The organism is Vibrio sp. VGrn 2, assembly GCF_009361695.1.
Classification (GTDB): Bacteria; Pseudomonadota; Gammaproteobacteria; order Enterobacterales; family Vibrionaceae; genus Vibrio; species Vibrio diabolicus.
The window spans coordinates 557840-575768 of the sequence record NZ_RBWD01000001.1; the positions used below are offsets into that span (position 1 = coordinate 557840).

18 protein-coding genes and 1 tRNA gene are annotated in these 17929 nt (G+C 44.8%); 4 read left to right on the forward strand and 15 right to left on the reverse strand.

The features are described 5' to 3' along the window. Positions 1-82 precede the first annotated feature (82 nt). From D8S93_RS02690 to sodB, 3 genes are all read right to left on the reverse strand, one after another. Complete coding sequence (locus D8S93_RS02690) at positions 83-766, reverse strand: SDR family oxidoreductase (protein WP_046874522.1); 684 nt, start codon at positions 764-766, stop codon at positions 83-85. Between the two features lie 191 nt (positions 767-957). Next, positions 958-1461 (reverse strand): VC2046/SO_2500 family protein, encoded by a 504-nt coding sequence (locus tag D8S93_RS02695; RefSeq protein WP_005396531.1) that lies wholly within the window; start codon positions 1459-1461, stop codon positions 958-960. 156 nt (positions 1462-1617) lie between these two features. Continuing rightward, the gene (gene sodB / locus D8S93_RS02700) at positions 1618-2202 is read right to left on the reverse strand and encodes a superoxide dismutase [Fe] (RefSeq protein ID WP_005396533.1); all 585 of its coding nucleotides are present in this window, start codon (positions 2200-2202) and stop codon (positions 1618-1620) included. A 283-nt stretch (positions 2203-2485) separates the two neighbouring features. On the opposite strand from sodB, the gene D8S93_RS02705 reads away from it, so the two are divergent. Then, complete coding sequence (locus tag D8S93_RS02705) at positions 2486-2821, forward strand: Grx4 family monothiol glutaredoxin (RefSeq protein WP_017635833.1); 336 nt, start codon at positions 2486-2488, stop codon at positions 2819-2821. 74 nt (positions 2822-2895) lie between these two features. Continuing rightward, positions 2896-3525: a DsbA family protein gene (locus D8S93_RS02710; RefSeq protein ID WP_005396534.1), complete on the forward strand. Its 630-nt coding sequence runs from the start codon at positions 2896-2898 to the stop codon at positions 3523-3525. A 75-nt stretch (positions 3526-3600) separates the two neighbouring features. Here D8S93_RS02710 and D8S93_RS02715 read toward each other — a convergent pair whose 3' ends face one another. Then, entirely contained in the window at positions 3601-4926 is a 1326-nt protein-coding gene (locus D8S93_RS02715; RefSeq protein WP_152811858.1) for a Na+/H+ antiporter family protein, read from the reverse strand. A 28-nt stretch (positions 4927-4954) separates the two neighbouring features. Beyond that, positions 4955-5599 (reverse strand): ribonuclease T, encoded by a 645-nt coding sequence (gene rnt / locus D8S93_RS02720; protein WP_104974971.1) that lies wholly within the window; start codon positions 5597-5599, stop codon positions 4955-4957. 263 nt (positions 5600-5862) lie between these two features. Here rnt and motY point away from each other — a divergent pair, with 263 nt between their 5' ends. Then, positions 5863-6744: a flagellar protein MotY gene (motY, locus tag D8S93_RS02730; protein ID WP_012841571.1), complete on the forward strand. Its 882-nt coding sequence runs from the start codon at positions 5863-5865 to the stop codon at positions 6742-6744. 120 nt (positions 6745-6864) lie between these two features. On the opposite strand, the gene D8S93_RS02735 is transcribed toward motY, so the two are convergent. From D8S93_RS02735 to D8S93_RS02780, 10 genes are all read right to left on the reverse strand, one after another. Continuing rightward, the gene (locus D8S93_RS02735) at positions 6865-7299 is read right to left on the reverse strand and encodes a DUF2753 domain-containing protein (protein ID WP_005384886.1); all 435 of its coding nucleotides are present in this window, start codon (positions 7297-7299) and stop codon (positions 6865-6867) included. Positions 7300-7449: 150 nt separating this feature from the next. Next, positions 7450-7866: a lactoylglutathione lyase gene (gene gloA, locus D8S93_RS02740; RefSeq protein ID WP_152811860.1), complete on the reverse strand. Its 417-nt coding sequence runs from the start codon at positions 7864-7866 to the stop codon at positions 7450-7452. Between the two features lie 32 nt (positions 7867-7898). Further along, positions 7899-8540 (reverse strand): endonuclease III, encoded by a 642-nt coding sequence (nth, locus tag D8S93_RS02745; protein WP_152811862.1) that lies wholly within the window; start codon positions 8538-8540, stop codon positions 7899-7901. Positions 8541-8604: 64 nt separating this feature from the next. Continuing rightward, entirely contained in the window at positions 8605-9297 is a 693-nt protein-coding gene (locus D8S93_RS02750) for an electron transport complex subunit E (RefSeq protein WP_152811864.1), read from the reverse strand. Then, entirely contained in the window at positions 9297-9929 is a 633-nt protein-coding gene (rsxG, locus tag D8S93_RS02755; protein WP_006743364.1) for an electron transport complex subunit RsxG, read from the reverse strand. Before rsxG ends, D8S93_RS02750 begins: the two co-directional genes overlap by 1 nt. Before the next feature lie 7 nt (positions 9930-9936). Then, positions 9937-10983: an electron transport complex subunit RsxD gene (gene rsxD, locus D8S93_RS02760; RefSeq protein WP_319802950.1), complete on the reverse strand. Its 1047-nt coding sequence runs from the start codon at positions 10981-10983 to the stop codon at positions 9937-9939. Further along, complete coding sequence (gene rsxC, locus D8S93_RS02765) at positions 10983-13505, reverse strand: electron transport complex subunit RsxC (protein ID WP_152811866.1); 2523 nt, start codon at positions 13503-13505, stop codon at positions 10983-10985. The genes rsxD and rsxC overlap by 1 nt, the downstream gene beginning before the upstream one ends. 8 nt (positions 13506-13513) lie before the next feature. Next, entirely contained in the window at positions 13514-14110 is a 597-nt protein-coding gene (gene rsxB, locus D8S93_RS02770; protein WP_005396655.1) for an electron transport complex subunit RsxB, read from the reverse strand. Positions 14111-14113: 3 nt separating this feature from the next. Beyond that, positions 14114-14692 (reverse strand): electron transport complex subunit RsxA, encoded by a 579-nt coding sequence (rsxA, locus tag D8S93_RS02775; protein WP_005380762.1) that lies wholly within the window; start codon positions 14690-14692, stop codon positions 14114-14116. Positions 14693-15020: 328 nt separating this feature from the next. Beyond that, a tRNA-Asn gene (locus D8S93_RS02780) sits at positions 15021-15096 on the reverse strand. 559 nt (positions 15097-15655) lie between these two features. Between D8S93_RS02780 and uvrB the strand changes: the two genes are divergently transcribed. After that, positions 15656-17686: an excinuclease ABC subunit UvrB gene (uvrB, locus tag D8S93_RS02785; RefSeq protein WP_152811868.1), complete on the forward strand. Its 2031-nt coding sequence runs from the start codon at positions 15656-15658 to the stop codon at positions 17684-17686. Positions 17687-17929 lie beyond the last annotated feature (243 nt).

Consider the following 17929-nt stretch of genomic DNA (forward strand, 5'->3'; position numbering starts at 1 on the left):
AGCCCCAGTCATTTGACTGGGGCTTTTTTGTTGAAAGAGTTGAGTAAGAGCGATCCGTTGACGCAACAAACATGTTGTCCATTCATACCTCAGTAGCAACCACTCTGCCACTAAAATACTCATTTGATACGATATATGCGGTATTGCGAACCAATTCATCTTGGATCTCGGCCCAGTGTCTTTCGTTAAGTTCTTCTCTTGTATGGTTTACCGAAGGAATGACGCCACCCACCCGAATATTAAATGGAGTGAGCTCTTTTGCCCAACTGTGAGTAAAACCTGACACCAAAGCAGCCATGCTTTCGACTCCCGTTAAATCTTCATGGCTGTCATGGGAAATGACGTTAACTATTACCCCTTTCTTATTTCTAGCGCGAAATCGTTCGGCTCCCACTTGGCCATAGGTGTAGAGGAAGCGTGCAGCAGAAGACAAGTGATCAATGTAAGTACTCATAGGTTCGGGAGCCATCAAGCCTGGCATGGGAGAGCTCGTCCAGCAATTGACTATCACGTCTGGTGTCGCACGCAGCTGCGATTCTATTTGATCAAACAGTAAGTTAATGGACGTTGTGTTATCACTGCACACATTCATCGCATAGACTTTATCTGTGAAGGCACTAATCTGCTCATAGCTCGCTTTTAGAGCGCTAGAGTTTTGGTCACAAAGAATCAACGTCGCTCCAAGGTGAGCAAAGTGACTAGCACAAGTCCTTCCTATAACAGAACCTGCAGACGTGACGAGAATAATTGATTCTTTAATATCCATAACACCTTCACTGTATCCGTGTGTGAAAAAAATACACCAGTGGTTTGTGCTATTAGCATGGTTGAAATTAGAAAGGCTCAGTGTGAAAGACTTCAAACTAACGCTTTTGGATGAGGACTATTGTGCGGTAATTTGTAAGGCGTCACATTTCTGACTGTGGATACTGCAAGCTGTTGGTTGAACAATGATCTCTATACTTGCAGTTGAATTTGATACTGACGTTGAGCCGTCACTAGTTGATTGTATAGCCCTGCATCTGGGATGAGGTTTTTGTTGCGCTCGCCCAATTTGCGTCGCTCATGACCGGATAGGTTGTGATAAACGTCTTCAGGAAGGTTAAACGTATCTTCCGGCAAGTAGGTCAGGGCGTCTGGTTTCAAGTAGTGACTCAGTTTCGCTGAGGGCAGACCTGCACCGTGGAATTGTTTTGCTTGTTGTGCTGCTAGCTCATAGCTGCTGCTATCAGAACGAAGAGCTTGAGGCGTTGACAATTCAAGTTGTTGGCGGAGTATATCATCGCTAGTGGCTACTTCTTTGATTTCCTCTACAGGTACAACGTCGCGTACATCGTTAGAAAACATCGACAAAATCAGTGCAAAATCGGCACGACGTCCTTCGTGGACAGCATGGTTGATACCATTGCCGAACTGAAGTTCGTTAATAATTGCCGCTTTGTCTAAAGTATGAATTTGCATGATGTTCCTCGCTCGATGCCATTTTAACGGCGTGTCTGAGAAGAACTTTAGGAAAAAGAAGAGATTAAATTGGAGTTTTTAAGCGAAAAATAAAAAGCTCGCTGGTTCAGCGAGCTTTTAAAATAAGACTAAATTGAACTTAGGGGGGAAGTAAAATTACTTCGCTAGGTTCTCAGCTACAAAGTCCCAGTTTACAAGTGCCCAGAAGCCGTTCATGTAATCAGGACGCACGTTGCGGTAATCGATGTAGTATGCGTGTTCCCATAGGTCAACAGTTAGAAGTGGTGTTGTGCCTTCTTCTGTTAGAGGAGTAGCAGCGTTAGAAGTGTTAACGATCTCTAGAGAGCCGTCAGCTTTCTTAACAAGCCAAGTCCATGAAGAACCGAAGTTGTTGATTGCTGAATCAGTAAACTTCGCTTTGAATTCTTCGAAAGAACCGAATGCTGCGTTGATTGCGTCAGCAACTGCGCCAGTTGGCTCGCCGCCTGCGTTTGGAGCAAGACAGTGCCAGTAGAACGTGTGGTTCCAGATTTGCGCTGCGTTGTTGAATACGCCACCAGTAGAAGTCTTGATGATCTCTTCTAGAGTTTTGCCTTCGAACTCAGTGCCAGGGATAAGACCATTTAGCTTAACAACGTAAGTGTTGTGGTGCTTACCGTGGTGGTAGTCTAGAGTCTCTGCTGAGATGTGTGGTTCTAGTGCGTCTTTCGCGTAAGGAAGAGCTGGTAGTTCAAATGCCATTACTCGATTCTCCATTGATTTGAAAGGATGACCTTTCGATTGCTTCCAGTGTTTTTATAGCTATGTAGCCTTTAAGGCTGACTTGCTAAGTATTTTAGCAAGTTTTTACTTTATTAAAACCCCGATATGAAAATATTTTAAGGGGTTAGCGGCTGTGAAGTGCTGAATTGTTCGCCATCAAGCAACCTGAATTTAAGCCTTATTAATTATATGGTTTTTATTCTGTCGTTATTGAGTAGAATGTGGCAAATAAACAAAGTTCAAACCCATGAATGAGGAAGCGATGGAAACTATCGACAAAATCAAACAGCAGATCTCTGAAAACTCAATCCTGCTGTACATGAAAGGATCACCGAAACTGCCAAGCTGTGGTTTCTCTTCTCAAGCGTCACAGGCTCTAATGGCATGTGGTGAGAAGTTCGCTTACGTAGACATTCTGCAAAACCCAGATATCCGTGCTGAGCTACCAAAGTACGCACAATGGCCAACATTCCCTCAACTATGGGTTGAAGGCGAGCTTATCGGCGGTTGCGATATCATTCTAGAAATGTTCCAAAAAGGTGAACTTCAGCCTCTAATCAAAGAAGCTGCAGCGCGCGCTGAAGATCAAGCTGAGTAATTCGTAAATACTCACATTTAGCGATAGAATACGAAGGAGCCGTACTGGCTCCTTTTTCTTTTTAGGTTAGTGGAATGAACATAAAGCTTTACTACGTGCATGACCCAATGTGCAGTTGGTGTTGGGGTTACAAACCGACGCTTGATAAATTGAAACAGCAACTGCCAGGCGTTATTCAGTTTGAGTATGTGGTGGGTGGTCTTGCGCCAGATACTAGTTTGCCGATGCCACCAGAGATGCAACAAAAACTCGAAGGTATTTGGAAGCAGATTGAGCGTCAGTTGGGCACCAAGTTTAACTACGATTTCTGGAAGCTTTGTACGCCAGTAAGAAGCACTTACCAATCTTGTCGCGCAGTTATCGCAGCGGGCTTTCAAGATTCTTATGAGCAGATGCTAGAAGCGATTCAACATGCGTATTACTTACGTGCGATGCCTCCCCATGAAGAAGCAACTCACTTGCAGCTAGCTAAAGAAATTGGTTTGAATGTTCAGCAGTTCAAGAACGATATGGACGGCTCTTTCTTAGAAGGTGTGTTCCAAGATCAACTGAGTCTTGCAAAGAGCCTAGGCGTGGATTCTTACCCTAGCTTGGTTCTTCAAATTAACGACGCTTATTTCCCGATTGCCGTGGATTATCTGTCAACAGAGCCTACCTTGAAACTGATACGTGAACGTATTATTGACAATATGCCAGCGCAATAATCGCGATTTCAAATAACAAAAAGCCGCTCAATGAGCGGCTTTTTCGTAACTAAGTATATCCATCAAACAAAGGTACTAAAGCACCATTGCAGCAATCCAACCAAAGATGATCAGTGGAATGTTGTAGTGGATAAAGGTTGGAAAAACCGTTTCCCAAATGTGCTCATGCTGACCGTCGGCATTTAGACCAGATGTAGGGCCTAATGTCGAGTCGGACGCTGGAGAACCAGCATCACCCAAAGCGGCAGCAGTACCAACTAGCGCGATTGTTGCCATTGGCGAAAAACCAAATGCCAACGCGAGTGGAACGTAGATTGTCGCCAAGATTGGAATGGTTGAAAATGATGAACCGATACCCATTGTTACCAACAGACCAACAATTAGCATTAATAGCGCAGCAAGCGGCTTATTATCACCAATGCTGGTAGAGAGAGACTGTACTAATGTCTCAACGCCACCTGTTTGCTTCATTACCGCAGCAAAACCTGCGGCAGCGATCATGATGAAACCAATCATAGCCATCATATGCACGCCTTTTGTGAAGACATCGTGCGTTTCTTTCCAAGCTATCACACCGCCAAAAGTAAACACCATAAAGCCAGCTAGAGCACCAATAATCATTGAGCCAGTGTAAAGTTGAACACCCAATGCGGCGACAATACCAAGAGCGGCCACCAAGATGTGCTTTTTATTGATAGCATGATCTGTCTCGTGAACGACAGTCAACTCCGTTTCTTCGTAGATGCGTGGTTTACGGTAGCTAACAAAGATTGCCAGCAATAGACCAAACAACATACCAGCACCTGGCAGTAACATTGCAGTTGGAACTTGGCTTGCAACCACGTTTTCCAAACCGTTGTCATGTAGGTTCTTTAATAGAATGTTATTTAAGAAAATACCGCCGAAACCAACAGGTAAGATCATGTAAGGTGTGATCAAACCAAAGGTAAGAACACACGCGACCAAACGTCGATCGAGCTTAAGTTTCGCAAATACGCCCAAAAGAGGTGGAATCAAAATTGGAATAAAGGCGATATGGACCGGAATTACGTTCTGAGATGACATAGTGACAAGAACGAGCGCGACTAACACCGCGTACTTTAACCCGGTAGTTGACGCCGAGTTTTCTTTACCGTTTAAGCGCTTGATAACACTTTTTGCCAGTAGATCCGTGATGCCAGATTTAGAGATAGCAACGGCGAAAGTGCCTAACATCGCGTAGCTCAGAGCGATAGTCGCACCGCCCCCTAAACCACTTTCGAACGCGGCAACTGTGTCTCCAAGGCTCATGCCTGCGACAAGGCCACCAACGATGGCACTAAACGTGAGGGCAACCACCACGTTTACGCGCATCAATGCTAACACGAGCATGACGCACACTGATATAACGACAGGATTCATACTTTTCCTAATATGTTGTGTTTACTTATTATTCTTCGTCAACAAGCGGCCAACCGCCGAGGGCCTTCCATTTGTTGACAATGCCGCAGAATAATTCTGCTGTTTTTTGTGTATCGTAAAGCGCTGAGTGTGCTTCACGATTATCGAATTCCATCCCGGCCGTTTTGCATGCTTTCGCGAGAACCGTTTGACCATAAGCAAGGCCACTCAATGTTGCCGTGTCAAAAGTAGCAAAGGGATGAAAAGGGACTCTTTTTAGTTTACAGCGCTCATTGGCTGCATTTACAAAACCTAAGTCGAATGCTGCGTTATGGGCAACCATAATTGCGCGCGAGCAATCTGCGGCTTTTTGTTCTTTGCGAATAAGTTTATAAATCTCTTTTAACGCTTCTTGCTCAGAAACTGCACCACGAAGAGGGTTATATGGGTCACGAATACCATTGAATTCTAGCGCTTCTTTTTCTAAGTTAGCGCCCTCAAATGGCTCAACATGAAAATGAATGGTGGAGGCCGGATGCAACACGCCATCTTCGTCCATTTTTAACGTAACGGCGCAAATTTCTAAAAGTGCATCAGTTTGGGCATTGAAACCTGCGGTCTCAACGTCTACTACCACAGGGAAATAACCACGAAAGCGTTTTTTCAAGGTCAGAGCTTCATTTTCTATTGTCATGTCGGCTTATTTTTGTGTGACGAAGGCTGCATTATTGCAGATTATACCGACGAGAAAAACCGCAATTTAGGAGAAAAACGGAATTCTATTTTGCATCTCATCAATACGCTCGATCGCATTTCGGGTGATTGAGTTACCATGATTAACGTTAATCGTAATATCAGGATGTTTCGTACGTTGGCGAGGTTTTTGCATGCCAGGTGAAGTGGTTTTATTGATTCAAATTGACGGCAACAGACTGCCGTTTAAGAGACAGTACTTAGATGAAGAAATGGCTGATTACTAGTGGCGTTGTATTTTCGTTGTTTAGCACAAGCAGTTTTGCTGTGATGGGCAAACGTTATGTTGCCACTCCACAGCAATCTCAATGGGAAATGGTGGTCAACACACCGTTAGAATGCCAACTTGTTCACCCTATTCCAAGTTTTGGAGATGCGGTATTTTCATCTCGTGCGAATAAAAAAATCAATTTAGACTTTGAGTTAAAAATGCGTCGTCCGATGGGAGAAACACGTAACGTCAGTCTCATCTCCATGCCGCCACCTTGGCGACCAGGTGAACACGCCGATCGAATTACAAACCTAAAGTTTTTTAAACAGTTTGATGGTTATGTCGGAGGGCAAACAGCATGGGGCATTTTGTCTGAGCTGGAAAAAGGGCGTTATCCGACCTTTAGTTATCAGGATTGGCAGAGCCGAGATCAGAGAATTGAAGTCGCATTGTCATCCGTGCTGTTTCAAAATAAGTACAACGCGTTTAGCGACTGTATTTCCAATTTATTGAAATACAGTTTTGAAGACATTGCCTTTACGATTTTGCACTACGAAAGACAAGGTGATCAGTTAACCAAGGCTTCCAAAAAGCGTTTATCACAAATTGCAGATTATATCCGACATAATCAAGATATCGATCTCGTGCTGGTGGCGACGTACACCGATTCAACCGATGGCAAAAGTGCGAGCCAAAGTTTATCTGAGCGACGTGCAGAGTCACTTCGTGATTATTTTCAGTCTCTAGGGCTACCGGAAGATCGAATTCAAGTGCAAGGGTACGGCAAGCGTCGTCCTATTGCAGATAATGGCTCGCCAATAGGAAAAGACAAAAACCGCCGAGTCGTAATATCACTCGGGCGAACCCAAGTGTAACGAATATAAAAACGCCGAAGCTGAAAGCTTCGGCGTTTTTAATTTACTGACGTTGTTAATAATATTTTAATGGGATTTTGCTAAGTACCTTTCGGTGATTCCGGCTGTATAATTTGAATGTTAGTTTAAGCGGAATTTGGCAATGACTTCGCAATTTGTTGCGGTATCGATTTTTTCAACCTGTTTGGCAATAGCCGGATTAGGGTGACGTTTCATGAAGTCTATTAATGCTTTAGTGCAACATCCTATTGAGTCGATAAAGCTTGCACATTCTTTATTTGGGCATTGTGGGATGAGTGTTAAGACTTTCTCTGAAGCCAGCTGAAGGTATTTGAGTTCATAGTCAGTGTCTCCGGCCCAACGCCAGAACTGAGCTAAGTTATGACAAGAAATCACAGAAATTAATAATCGCTCGTCTGCTTCAATTTCCACACATTCGCTAATATCTTCACTCAGGCTTAGGGCTTGCTGGTAATGAAGAATGCTGCGAACAGGGTCATCTAGTTGAAGTGCCGTATCGGCTAGAAGTGTGTGTTTTTCCCATTCACTGATCATTATCGTAATCCCGCATATCGAAGTTGCGAACAAATCTAAACGATAATTATTATCAAGTAAAGTGTTTTGTTTATAAAAGAACAGGCAGATCGCAGACCTGCCTGTAATCGATGTTCAACTTGCAGTACAAGTGATTATTAGAAGTGCCGCTTAGCCTTCAAGACCTGCTGAAGCTTGCTTGTTTTGGATAAGCTCAATAATATAACCATCTGGGTCTTTTACGAATGCAATGTGCGTGCTTCCGCCTTTTACTGGACCTGGTTCACGCGTCACATTACCGCCCGCCGCTTTGATAGCGTCGCAAGTTGTGTAGATATCATCAACACCAATGGCGATATGACCAAAAGCAGTACCTAGGTCATATTCAGTTTTACCCCAGTTGTAAGTTAGCTCGATCACAGCACCTTGGGATTCGTCACCGTAGCCAAGAAACGCCAGTGTGTATTCGTACTCTTTATTCTCGTTCGTACGAAGCAACTGCATGCCCATAACTTCAGTGTAAAACTTGATGGATTTGTCTAGATCACCTACGCGAAGCATAGTGTGGAGAATTCGACCATTTGACATTTTTTGCTCCTAGCTTTGATTTTCAAATAGCGTTAGCTATCTGGATATACTTTCTCTTTATATTCGCACAAATCTTCAATAATGCAGGTACCGCAGCGAGGCTTTCTCGCCAAGCACGTGTAGCGGCCATGAAGAATGAGCCAGTGGTGCACATCGAGTTTGAACTCTTTTGGCACAACTTTTAATAGCTTTTGCTCGACATCATCAACCGTTTTGCCCATTGCAAACTTAGTACGATTCGACACGCGATAAATGTGCGTATCGACGGCAATGGTTGGCCAACCAAAAGCGGTGTTGAGCACGACGTTTGCGGTCTTGCGACCTACGCCTGGTAGCGCTTCTAACGCTGCACGATCTTCAGGAACTTCACCATTGTGTTTTTCCAACAAGATCTTACAAGTCTTGATAGTGTTTTCTGCCTTTGAGTTAAACAAACCGATGGTCTTTATGTATTCTTTTAAGCCATCAACTCCCAAATCGAGAATACTTTGCGGTGTATTAGCGACAGGGAAAAGTTTGTCGGTGGCTTTATTGACACTTACATCGGTTGCTTGCGCTGATAATAATACCGCGATTAGCAGCTCAAAAGGGGAGCTCCAGTTAAGCTCAGTTTGAGGATTCGGATTGTTTTCTCGTAATCGCTCAAGAATTTCGATTCTTTTTATTTTGTTCATTGCTGACTTCCAATACCGTCTCTGCGGTTTATGAAAAAGGCTCCTATGACAGAGCCTTATTTTGTTATGCGTTGGTGACGCGAGCACGTTCTATGGTTGGTTTTTCTTCTTTTGGTTGACGTGCCTGGACTGAATTATCGATGACATTTTTAAGCGCTATCAACAGACCAACACCGATAAATGCACCGGGTGGAAGAAGCGCTAGCAGAAAGCTGTTGTCAAATTGGAAAACTTGAATGCGGAGAGCGGATGCCCAGTCTCCTAATAGCAGATCTGCCCCGTCGAATAGCGTGCCATTACCAATTAACTCACGCATGGCACCTAGCACGACCAAAACGCTTGTCATACCAAGACCCATCCATAAACCGTCTAATGCTGCAGGCGCAACATCATTTTTTGAAGCGTATGCTTCAGCTCGACCAATAATGATGCAGTTCGTTACAATCAGAGGAATAAAGATACCAAGAGACAGGTATAAACCATACGCATAGGCATTCATCAATAACTGAACGCAGGTAACAAGTGAGGCAATAATCATCACGAATACAGGAATGCGGATCTCTTTTGGTACGTAATTACGAATAAGAGAAACCGTGACGTTGGAGCCGAGCAGCACTAATAAGGTTGCAATACCAAGACCTAAGGCATTGGTTATTGTGGAAGAAACCGCTAGTAGTGGACACAGACCCAGCAGCTGTACGAGAGCAGGGTTATTACTCCACATACCGTTTTTCATCAGCAATTTATTCTCATTCATTACTGCTCTCCTTCACAGCCCAAAGGCTGGCTAAGAATGTCTTCACGAGATTGGTTTACGTAGTTAACGGTATTTCGCACCACTTTTACGACGGCTCTAGGTGTGATCGTTGCACCAGTAAATTGATCGAAATCACCACCATCTTTACGAACTTTCCATGAGTTCCAGTTACTTTCCGTGACTTGTTTGCCCGTAAAGCTCAGGATCCAGTCGGTGACACGAAGATCAATTTTATCGCCCAGGCCAGGGGTTTCTTGATGGCTTAAGACGCGTGTCCCCAAAATATTGCCCTGATTGTCAATCCCAGTAATAACTTTTATCTCACCATTGTAGCCATCTGGCGCGATGGATTCTATTGCGATTGCTGTCGGTTCACCATTCTTCGTGGCGAGGTAGGCTGGCATCGCACGTAATGTCCCCAGTTCTGGTGACGTGACCATAGTGCAGGCTTGCGTGAGTGCGTTGTCATGCATGTTTTCTGGAATGACTTGATTCAAAACAGAAAGCAATTGTTGTTGTTCTTGTATCTTGATTTGGTCTTTTGTTAGGTACTGAGTAAAGGCGACTAATCCGGTTGTTGCACAGGCAAAGATCGCAAGTGTCAGACCATTTTTTCTAATAGCGGTTAACATGTTTACCTCAGTGACCGTAAGTTCTAGGTTTGGTGTAGTAATCGATCAGTGGCACACACATATTTGCAAGTAACACTGCGAATGCAACACCATCAGGGAAGCCACCCCAACTGCGAATGATAAAGACCAAAGCACCAATAAGCGCGCCAAAGATCAAACGTCCTTTAACGGTGGTAGACGCGGACACGGGATCGGTTGCAATAAAGAATGCGCCAAGCATGGTTGCACCTGATAACAAGTGGAAGATTGGCGACGCAGTTTCCCCTGGGGTCAGCAAGCTGAACACGAGGCTAAATAGCGTCAGGCTCGCTAGGAAACCTATGGGGATATACCATTGGATGATGCGTTTTTTGATCATCACTAAACCACCAAGTAAGTAGGCAAGATTTACCCATTGCCAACCAATGCCAGCTAATCCATCGAATATTGGCTGCGACAGTACTTCGCTTGGGGTTGCACCTGTATGAATACCGGTCTTAAATGCATCAAGTGGCGTCGCCATTGTCACACCGTCAACCCCCGTTCGAACTTGCTGAAGCGATAAGCCGTCGTAATCATAGCCCGTAAAAATTAAAGAGAGTGTATCTGCAAAATTTACGTGATCAGGTATGAGTGACGTCGGGGCACTCCAACTCGTCATTTGCACTGGGAATGAGATCAACAAGACCACATAAGCGACCATGGCAGGATTGAATAAGTTTTGACCAAGGCCACCATATAGGTGTTTAGCGATTACGATCGCGAAAATAAGTCCGATCACCATAATCCACCACGGAGACCATGGTGGGATAGCCACGGCTAATAACCAAGCGGTAACGATCGCACTGTTATCACGTAGTGCTCGCATCGGCGAACGTTTACGGAAGACCATAACTAAGGCTTCAAGTGATACAGCGACTGCGATGGCAAAAATCAGCTGAATAAGCGTTCCCCACCCAAAGAAGTAGGTCTGAGCCGCTAAACCTGGGAGAGCACAAAGTGCCACCCATTTCATTAAGTCAGGTGTACTACGACGGCTGTGGGTATGCGGTGAACTGGCAATAAAAAACGACACTACTCGTTCTCCTCAGTATTATTTTTATTAGCTTCTTGCTGCGCTTTGCGAGCCTTCGCGCGCGCAATAGCAGCAGCGACAGCCGCTTTTTTCGGATCTTCAGTTTGTTCAGTAGGCGTTTCAGCTTCTACCGTTTCGGCTGGTTCTTCTTGCTTAGCTTTACGCGCTTTGGCACGCGCAATGGCAGCAGCAACCGCGGCTTTCTTCGGATCTTCAGTTTGTTCATCAGGCGTTTCAGCTTCTACCGTTTCGGCTGGTTCTTGTTGCTTAGCTTTACGCGCTTTGGCTCGCGCAATGGCAGCCGCAACCGCGGCTTTTTTCGGATCTTCAGCTTGCTCAGCAGGCGCTTCAGCTTCTACCGTTTCAGCTGGTTCTTCTTGCTTAGCTTTACGCGCTTTGGCTCGCGCAATGGCAGCAGCAACCGCGGCTTTTTTCGGATCGTCGGTTTGCTCGGCAGGTGCTTCAGCTTCTTCCGCTTCAGTTGAGTCTGCTTGTTTCGCTTTACGTGCTTTGGCACGTGCAATGGCAGCAGCAACCGCGGCTTTCTTCGGATCGTCGGTTTGCTCAGCAGGTGCTTCAGCTTCTTCCGCTTCAGTTGAGTCTGCTTGCTTCGCTTTACGCGCTTTGGCACGTGCAATCGCAGCAGCAACCGCGGCTTTCTTCGGATCGTCGGTTTTCTCAGCAGATGCTTGAGCTTCTATCGTTTCGGTTGATTCTTCTTGTTGAGCTTTTTTCGCTTTAGCTCGGGCGATGGCTGCTGCAACTGCCGATTTCTTATCATCAGCGTTGTTGTCTGGCGTTTCGCCTTGCTCTTTTTGTGCTTTACGTTCGCGGGCTAGACGTTTGCGTTCTTCGCGCAGTTTTGCCATTTCTGAGTTATCAGGTTCACTAGAGCCTGCTTTAGCGGCTGCGGCCTGTTTTGCCTTCGCTTTGGCAATGGCTGCAGCGACGGCAGGTTTAACGGCTGGCTCTGCTTTTTCTGTTGTTTCTGTCTTCTGAGCTTTCACTCGTGCGATCGCTGCTGCAATCGCATCATCACCACCAGAAGATTTCATGTCTTTACGGCGCTGATCGGCTGCTTTCTTAAAGCGATTTTCACGTTCTGCTTTTTCGCGCTCCATACGCGCTTTCTTCTCTTCAAAACGCAGCTTCGCTCGCTCAGCAGCTTCCGCTTCTTGTGTTCTGGTGCGAATTTCCGCTTTTGCTTGGCGGTAGTACTGTACGAGAGGAATTTCACTTGGACACACAAACGCACAAGCACCGCACTCGATACAATCCTTTAAGTTTAGTTCTTCGAGTTTGTCATACTCTTCAGCTTTTGCATGCCATTGCAGTTGCTGAGGTAGCAGTGAAGCAGGGCAAGCTTCAGCACATTGGCTACAGCGAATACATTCCATCTCATGTTGGTGTGGAGAGATCTCACGACGAGTCGGGGCAAGGATACAGTTTGCTGTCTTGGTAATCGGCACTTGAGAGTGGGGAAGGGTGAAGCCCATCATTGGTCCACCCATGATTAAACGTTGTAACTTCTTATCGGCTTTATAGCCAAACTCATCCAATAACGCCTGTACTGGTGTACCTAATAATGCCCAAACATTGCGTGGTTGTTTGAATGTTTTACCGGTGAGAGTCACCACGCGTTTTATCATCGGTTCACCATCGATGATTGCGCGTTTGATTGAGTAAAGAGAACCGACATTTTGAACCAAAATACCAATATCGGCTGGAATTGCGCCGCTTGGTACTTCTTTATTGGTCAAAATTTTGATCAGCTGTTTTTCACCACCAGAAGGGTATTTAGTCGGGATAACGCGAATGACGATATCTTTGTTTAGAGCCGCAGCTTCTAACGCTTTAATTGCCTCTGGTTTGTTATCTTCAATACCAATAATCGTGAGCTTTGGTGTCAGGATATGTTCGACAATCTCGATACCTTGGATGAGCTCTTCGGCATGCTCTTGCATGAGCTTGTCATCTGATGTGATGTATGGCTCACACTCAGCTGCGTTGACGATAAGAATCTCTGTGCGAGCAAAACCTGATTGGATTTTTTTTGCGGTAGGGAAACCTGCGCCACCCATACCTGAAATGCCTGCGAGACGAATAATATCGATCAGTGCGTCAGGTGTTTCTTGTTTGTAATCCGCGACGGGTTTTCTGTCACACCATGTATCGTTACCATCAGGGGTAATGACCGCACAGAGTTCACTCAGACCTGAAGGGTGAGCAACGGTTCTGGGCTCAATTGCGGTGATCGTACCCGATGTAGGAGCATGCACTGGAACGGTAAAACCAGTTTCGGATTGCGTTAATGGCTGACCTTTTAATACGTGGTCACCTTCGGCAACCAATAAGTTACCAGCCTTACCAATGTGCTGTTTTAGCGGTAATACAATTTCTGATGGGATAGCCGCGTGAACGAGCTCAGTTTTGTTGGACTGCTTTTTGTTTTCTGCCGGATGCACACCACCAGGGAAATCCCAAAGCGAGCCTGTACGAATTTGTTCAATCAAAGACAACATGCGAAACCTTACTTAATTGAATCTTTCACGTTCGCTGCATCGTCGGCAGCATCCGTAATGTTGAGTACTGGAATGGAGTTAAGTTGCCACTTCCAGCTTTCCGTGGTGGTTGCCACAGGAATCATTTCAATACAATCAGTTGGACATGGTGCAACACATAAATCACACCCCGTACATTCGTCTTTAATTACGGTATGAACCGCTTTTGTACCGCCTACAATTGCATCCACTGGACACGCTTGAATACACTTAGTACAGCCAATGCACATATCTTCATGGATAAACGCAACGGTTGGAATTTTGCTGTCGAGATCGTGCGCAGATTCTTCTGGCTCAACACCCATTAAGTCGGCGAGCTTTTCGATTGTTGCCTGACCGCCTGGCGGACATTTGTTGATGTGGTCGCCATTTGCAATCGCTTCAGCATAAGGGCGGCAACCAGGGTAGCCACATTGACCGCATTGAGTTTGAGGTAAGATTGCGTCGATTTGATCCACAATTGGGTCTGCCTCGACTTTGAAGCGAATAGAAGCAAAACCAAGTATCGCGCCGAAAATCGCAGCAAGAACCGCTAACGCGATGATCGCAATTAAAATCGTACTCATTGTTTACTTCACCAAACCTGTAAAACCCATAAAGGCTAGTGACATTAAACCCGCTGTAATCATTGCAATCGATGCACCTTTAAAAGGCACTGGTACGTCGGCGGCAGCTATGCGCTCACGCATGGATGCAAAAAGTATCAACACCAATGAGAAACCAACAGCGGCGCCGAAGCCGTAGATAATCGATTCGATAAAGTTATGGTTCTCATTAATATTAAGAAGCGCGACGCCTAATACCGCGCAGTTTGTAGTGATCAGCGGTAAGAAAATACCAAGCAAGCGATAAAGTGTTGGACTTGTTTTGTGCACAACCATTTCGGTGAACTGCACCACAACGGCTATCACCAAAATAAAACTCATGGTTCGAAGGTACTCAATACCCAGTGGACGAAGAATGTAGCTTTCCACTAAATACGCACACACTGACGCGAGCGTTAGCACAAAAGTTGTCGCTAAGCCCATACCTATTGCTGTTTCCAGTTTTTTGGACACACCCATGAAAGGACATAGGCCCAAAAACTTCACCAGTACAAAGTTGTTCACCAGCACAGTGCCGACCAACAACAAAACATATTCGGTCATAGTTATTACGTTCTTAAAATCCGATCTTGATATTATCGTGTTTTGTGACACCAATAACAACCAGTGAACGATGTGGTTTTACATACACGATGGAAAAATAGTCGTCTATGTGAGGTATTTTGATGAATCAATAAGAAATTGAACAGCTTGCTGAATGGATTTTACAAAGACGCTGGTGCTGTCTTTCCTCAAAGAATCTTTTGCTCAGAAGGTGGGAATTACACTTAGCGAGTAATTTTAAGTCGTCACTTGAGATATTGATGGTGAAAGAAGTTTTTGATTTCAAAACGAAAAAAGCCGTGTCTTGCGACACGACTTTTCTGGAATTTGGCTCCTCCTGCTGGGCTCGAACCAGCGACCTGCGGATTAACAGTCCGTCGCTCTACCAACTGAGCTAAGGAGGAATTGCTTTGCTTGAAAGCGGGACGAATCTTACCGAGCAGCCAAACTACTGTCAACAGTAAAAAAATACATTTTTAGCAAAAAATATTGGGGGAAGGGCTTTACTTTTCTGTACTGCTTGTCCGTAAAGGGGTGAGGTTACTTATCCACTAATTTTGTGGATAACTATGTTGATGAGATCTGAGTAAAGATCTTTTATATGCAATGTGTTGTTTATTTAGTGAATTTTTAATCAGAGTTATACAGAGAATATGCAATTAAAACATAGATCTATTGATGTTAAGCAAAATGTATTCAAGGTGGATAAAAATCTAGCTTTTGGGGATAAAGAGTGTTTAGGCTAATTTTTGGGGAAAAGTTGTGGAAACTGCAATGTGAAGAATGGGTGTGGCTCTTCAGCTAGGGCGAAGTACTATATCAGAGTAGGTTTTGTATGGCTATAGCATTCTAGACAAACAAGAAAATTTATTAACAATGGTGGGTAAATTTTCAATAGACGTAGATTTCATTGGCTAAGGTGTATATATATACAGCTAAAGCGCAGTAAAGTTGAGGAAGGGTATGAGTAAAGTCTATGAATTGGTCTCCGATTATCAGCCATCGGGTGACCAGCCGGGAGCGATCAAGCAGCTGCTTGAGGGGCTCGATGCTGGACTGGCACATCAAACACTATTGGGGGTAACGGGATCGGGTAAAACGTTCACACTAGCGAATGTTATCGCTCAAGCCCAGCGACCTGCAATATTACTTGCTCCAAACAAAACGCTCGCAGCGCAATTATATGGCGAGATGAAATCATTCTTTCCCAATAATGCGGTGGAGTACTTTGTTTCCTACTACGATTACTACCAGCCTGAAGCTTATGTCCCGACGACGGATACTTTCATTGAAAAAGACGCATCAGTTAACGCTCACATAGAGCAAATGCGCCTTTCCGCAACGAAAGCACTATTGGAACGTAAAGACGCGATTATCGTTGCGTCTGTTTCTGCTATCTATGGTTTGGGTGACCCAGAATCTTACTTGCAAATGATGTTGCATTTACGTCGTGGTGACGTGATTGATCAACGGGACATGCTACGGCGTTTGGCAGAGCTACAATATTCAAGAAATGACGTGGCATTTGAGCGAGGACAGTTTCGGGTTCGTGGCGAAGTGATTGATATCTTTCCAGCGGAATCTGACCAAGACGCAGTTCGTGTCGAAATGTTTGATGATGAAATTGACTGCATCAGTGTTTTTGATCCATTGACTGGTGTGGTGAAACAGCGAGATTTACCACGCTACACTATTTACCCTAAGACGCACTACGTGACACCAAGAGATCGCATTCTTGAAGCGATCGAAAATATTAAGGTTGAATTAGAAGTACGCAAAAAACAGCTTCTAGACAACAACAAGCTACTGGAAGAACAGCGTATTAGCCAGCGGACTCAATTCGATATCGAGATGATGAATGAGTTAGGTTTTTGCTCAGGTATCGAAAACTATTCTCGCTATCTCAGCGGACGCTCGGAAGGCGAGCCGCCACCGACATTGTTTGATTACTTGCCTCATGACGGTTTGTTGATCATCGATGAATCCCACGTGACGGTGCCGCAGATTGGTGCCATGTATAAAGGTGACCGCTCTCGTAAAGAAACGCTGGTGGAGTTTGGTTTTCGCTTACCTTCTGCGTTAGATAATCGTCCGCTCAAGTTTGAAGAGTTTGAAGCGTTAGCACCGCAGACGATTTTTGTCTCTGCGACGCCAGGAAGTTATGAACTAGAAAAATCTTCAGGCGATGTTGCGGATCAAGTTGTTCGTCCAACAGGATTGCTTGACCCAGAATTGGAAGTTCGCCCAGTAGCGACCCAAGTAGACGACTTGTTGTCTGAAATTCGCCTCCGTTCTGCTAAAGATGAGCGAGTTCTAGTGACAACATTGACCAAACGAATGGCCGAAGATCTCACCGAGTACTTGCACGAACATGATGTTAGGGTACGTTACTTACACTCAGATATTGATACCGTAGAACGTGTGGAGATCATCCGTGATCTTCGTCTTGGCGAGTTTGACGTGCTGGTGGGAATTAACTTGCTACGAGAAGGCTTGGACATGCCTGAAGTTTCGCTGGTTGCAATATTGGATGCAGATAAAGAGGGCTTCTTGCGCTCCGAGCGTTCACTGATTCAGACCATTGGTCGTGCTGCGCGAAATCTTGAAGGTAAGGCGATCTTGTATGCTGACCGAATCACCAACTCCATGAAAAAGGCGATGGATGAAACCAACCGCCGCCGCGAGAAGCAGAAAGCGTACAACGAAGAAATGGGCATTTCGCCGCAAGCGCTCAAACGAAATATCAAAGATATTATGGAATTGGGCGATATTACCAAGTCTAAACGTCAGCGTAATACTAAACAGGTACCGTTGTCGAAAGTGGCGGAGCCTTCGCAAACATACGAGGTCATGTCTCCTCAGCAGTTGGAAAAAGAAATCAGTCGACTTGAGGCGGCAATGTATCAGCACGCGCAAGATTTAGAGTTTGAATTGGCGGCGCAAAAGCGTGACGAGATTGAAAAACTAAGAGCGCAGTTCATCGCAAATAGTTAAAAATAAGCTTAATGATCTAGCTTAGCCAAGTGTTTTAGATTGCTTGCAAAAAAAAAGAAGCCAATAGGCAGTCGGGTCTATTGGCTTGTTTTGTGAACATCTCGTTCACTAACAACGTCAGTTGGCTAGGTGACCCGAGGGGTCACTAAACTATCAGCATGGTTTATGCCATTTTTTAAATAATTGATATTATTTTTGAATCCTTTCTCTTACCCATAATTTAGCTAATGTTATTTGCAAAAT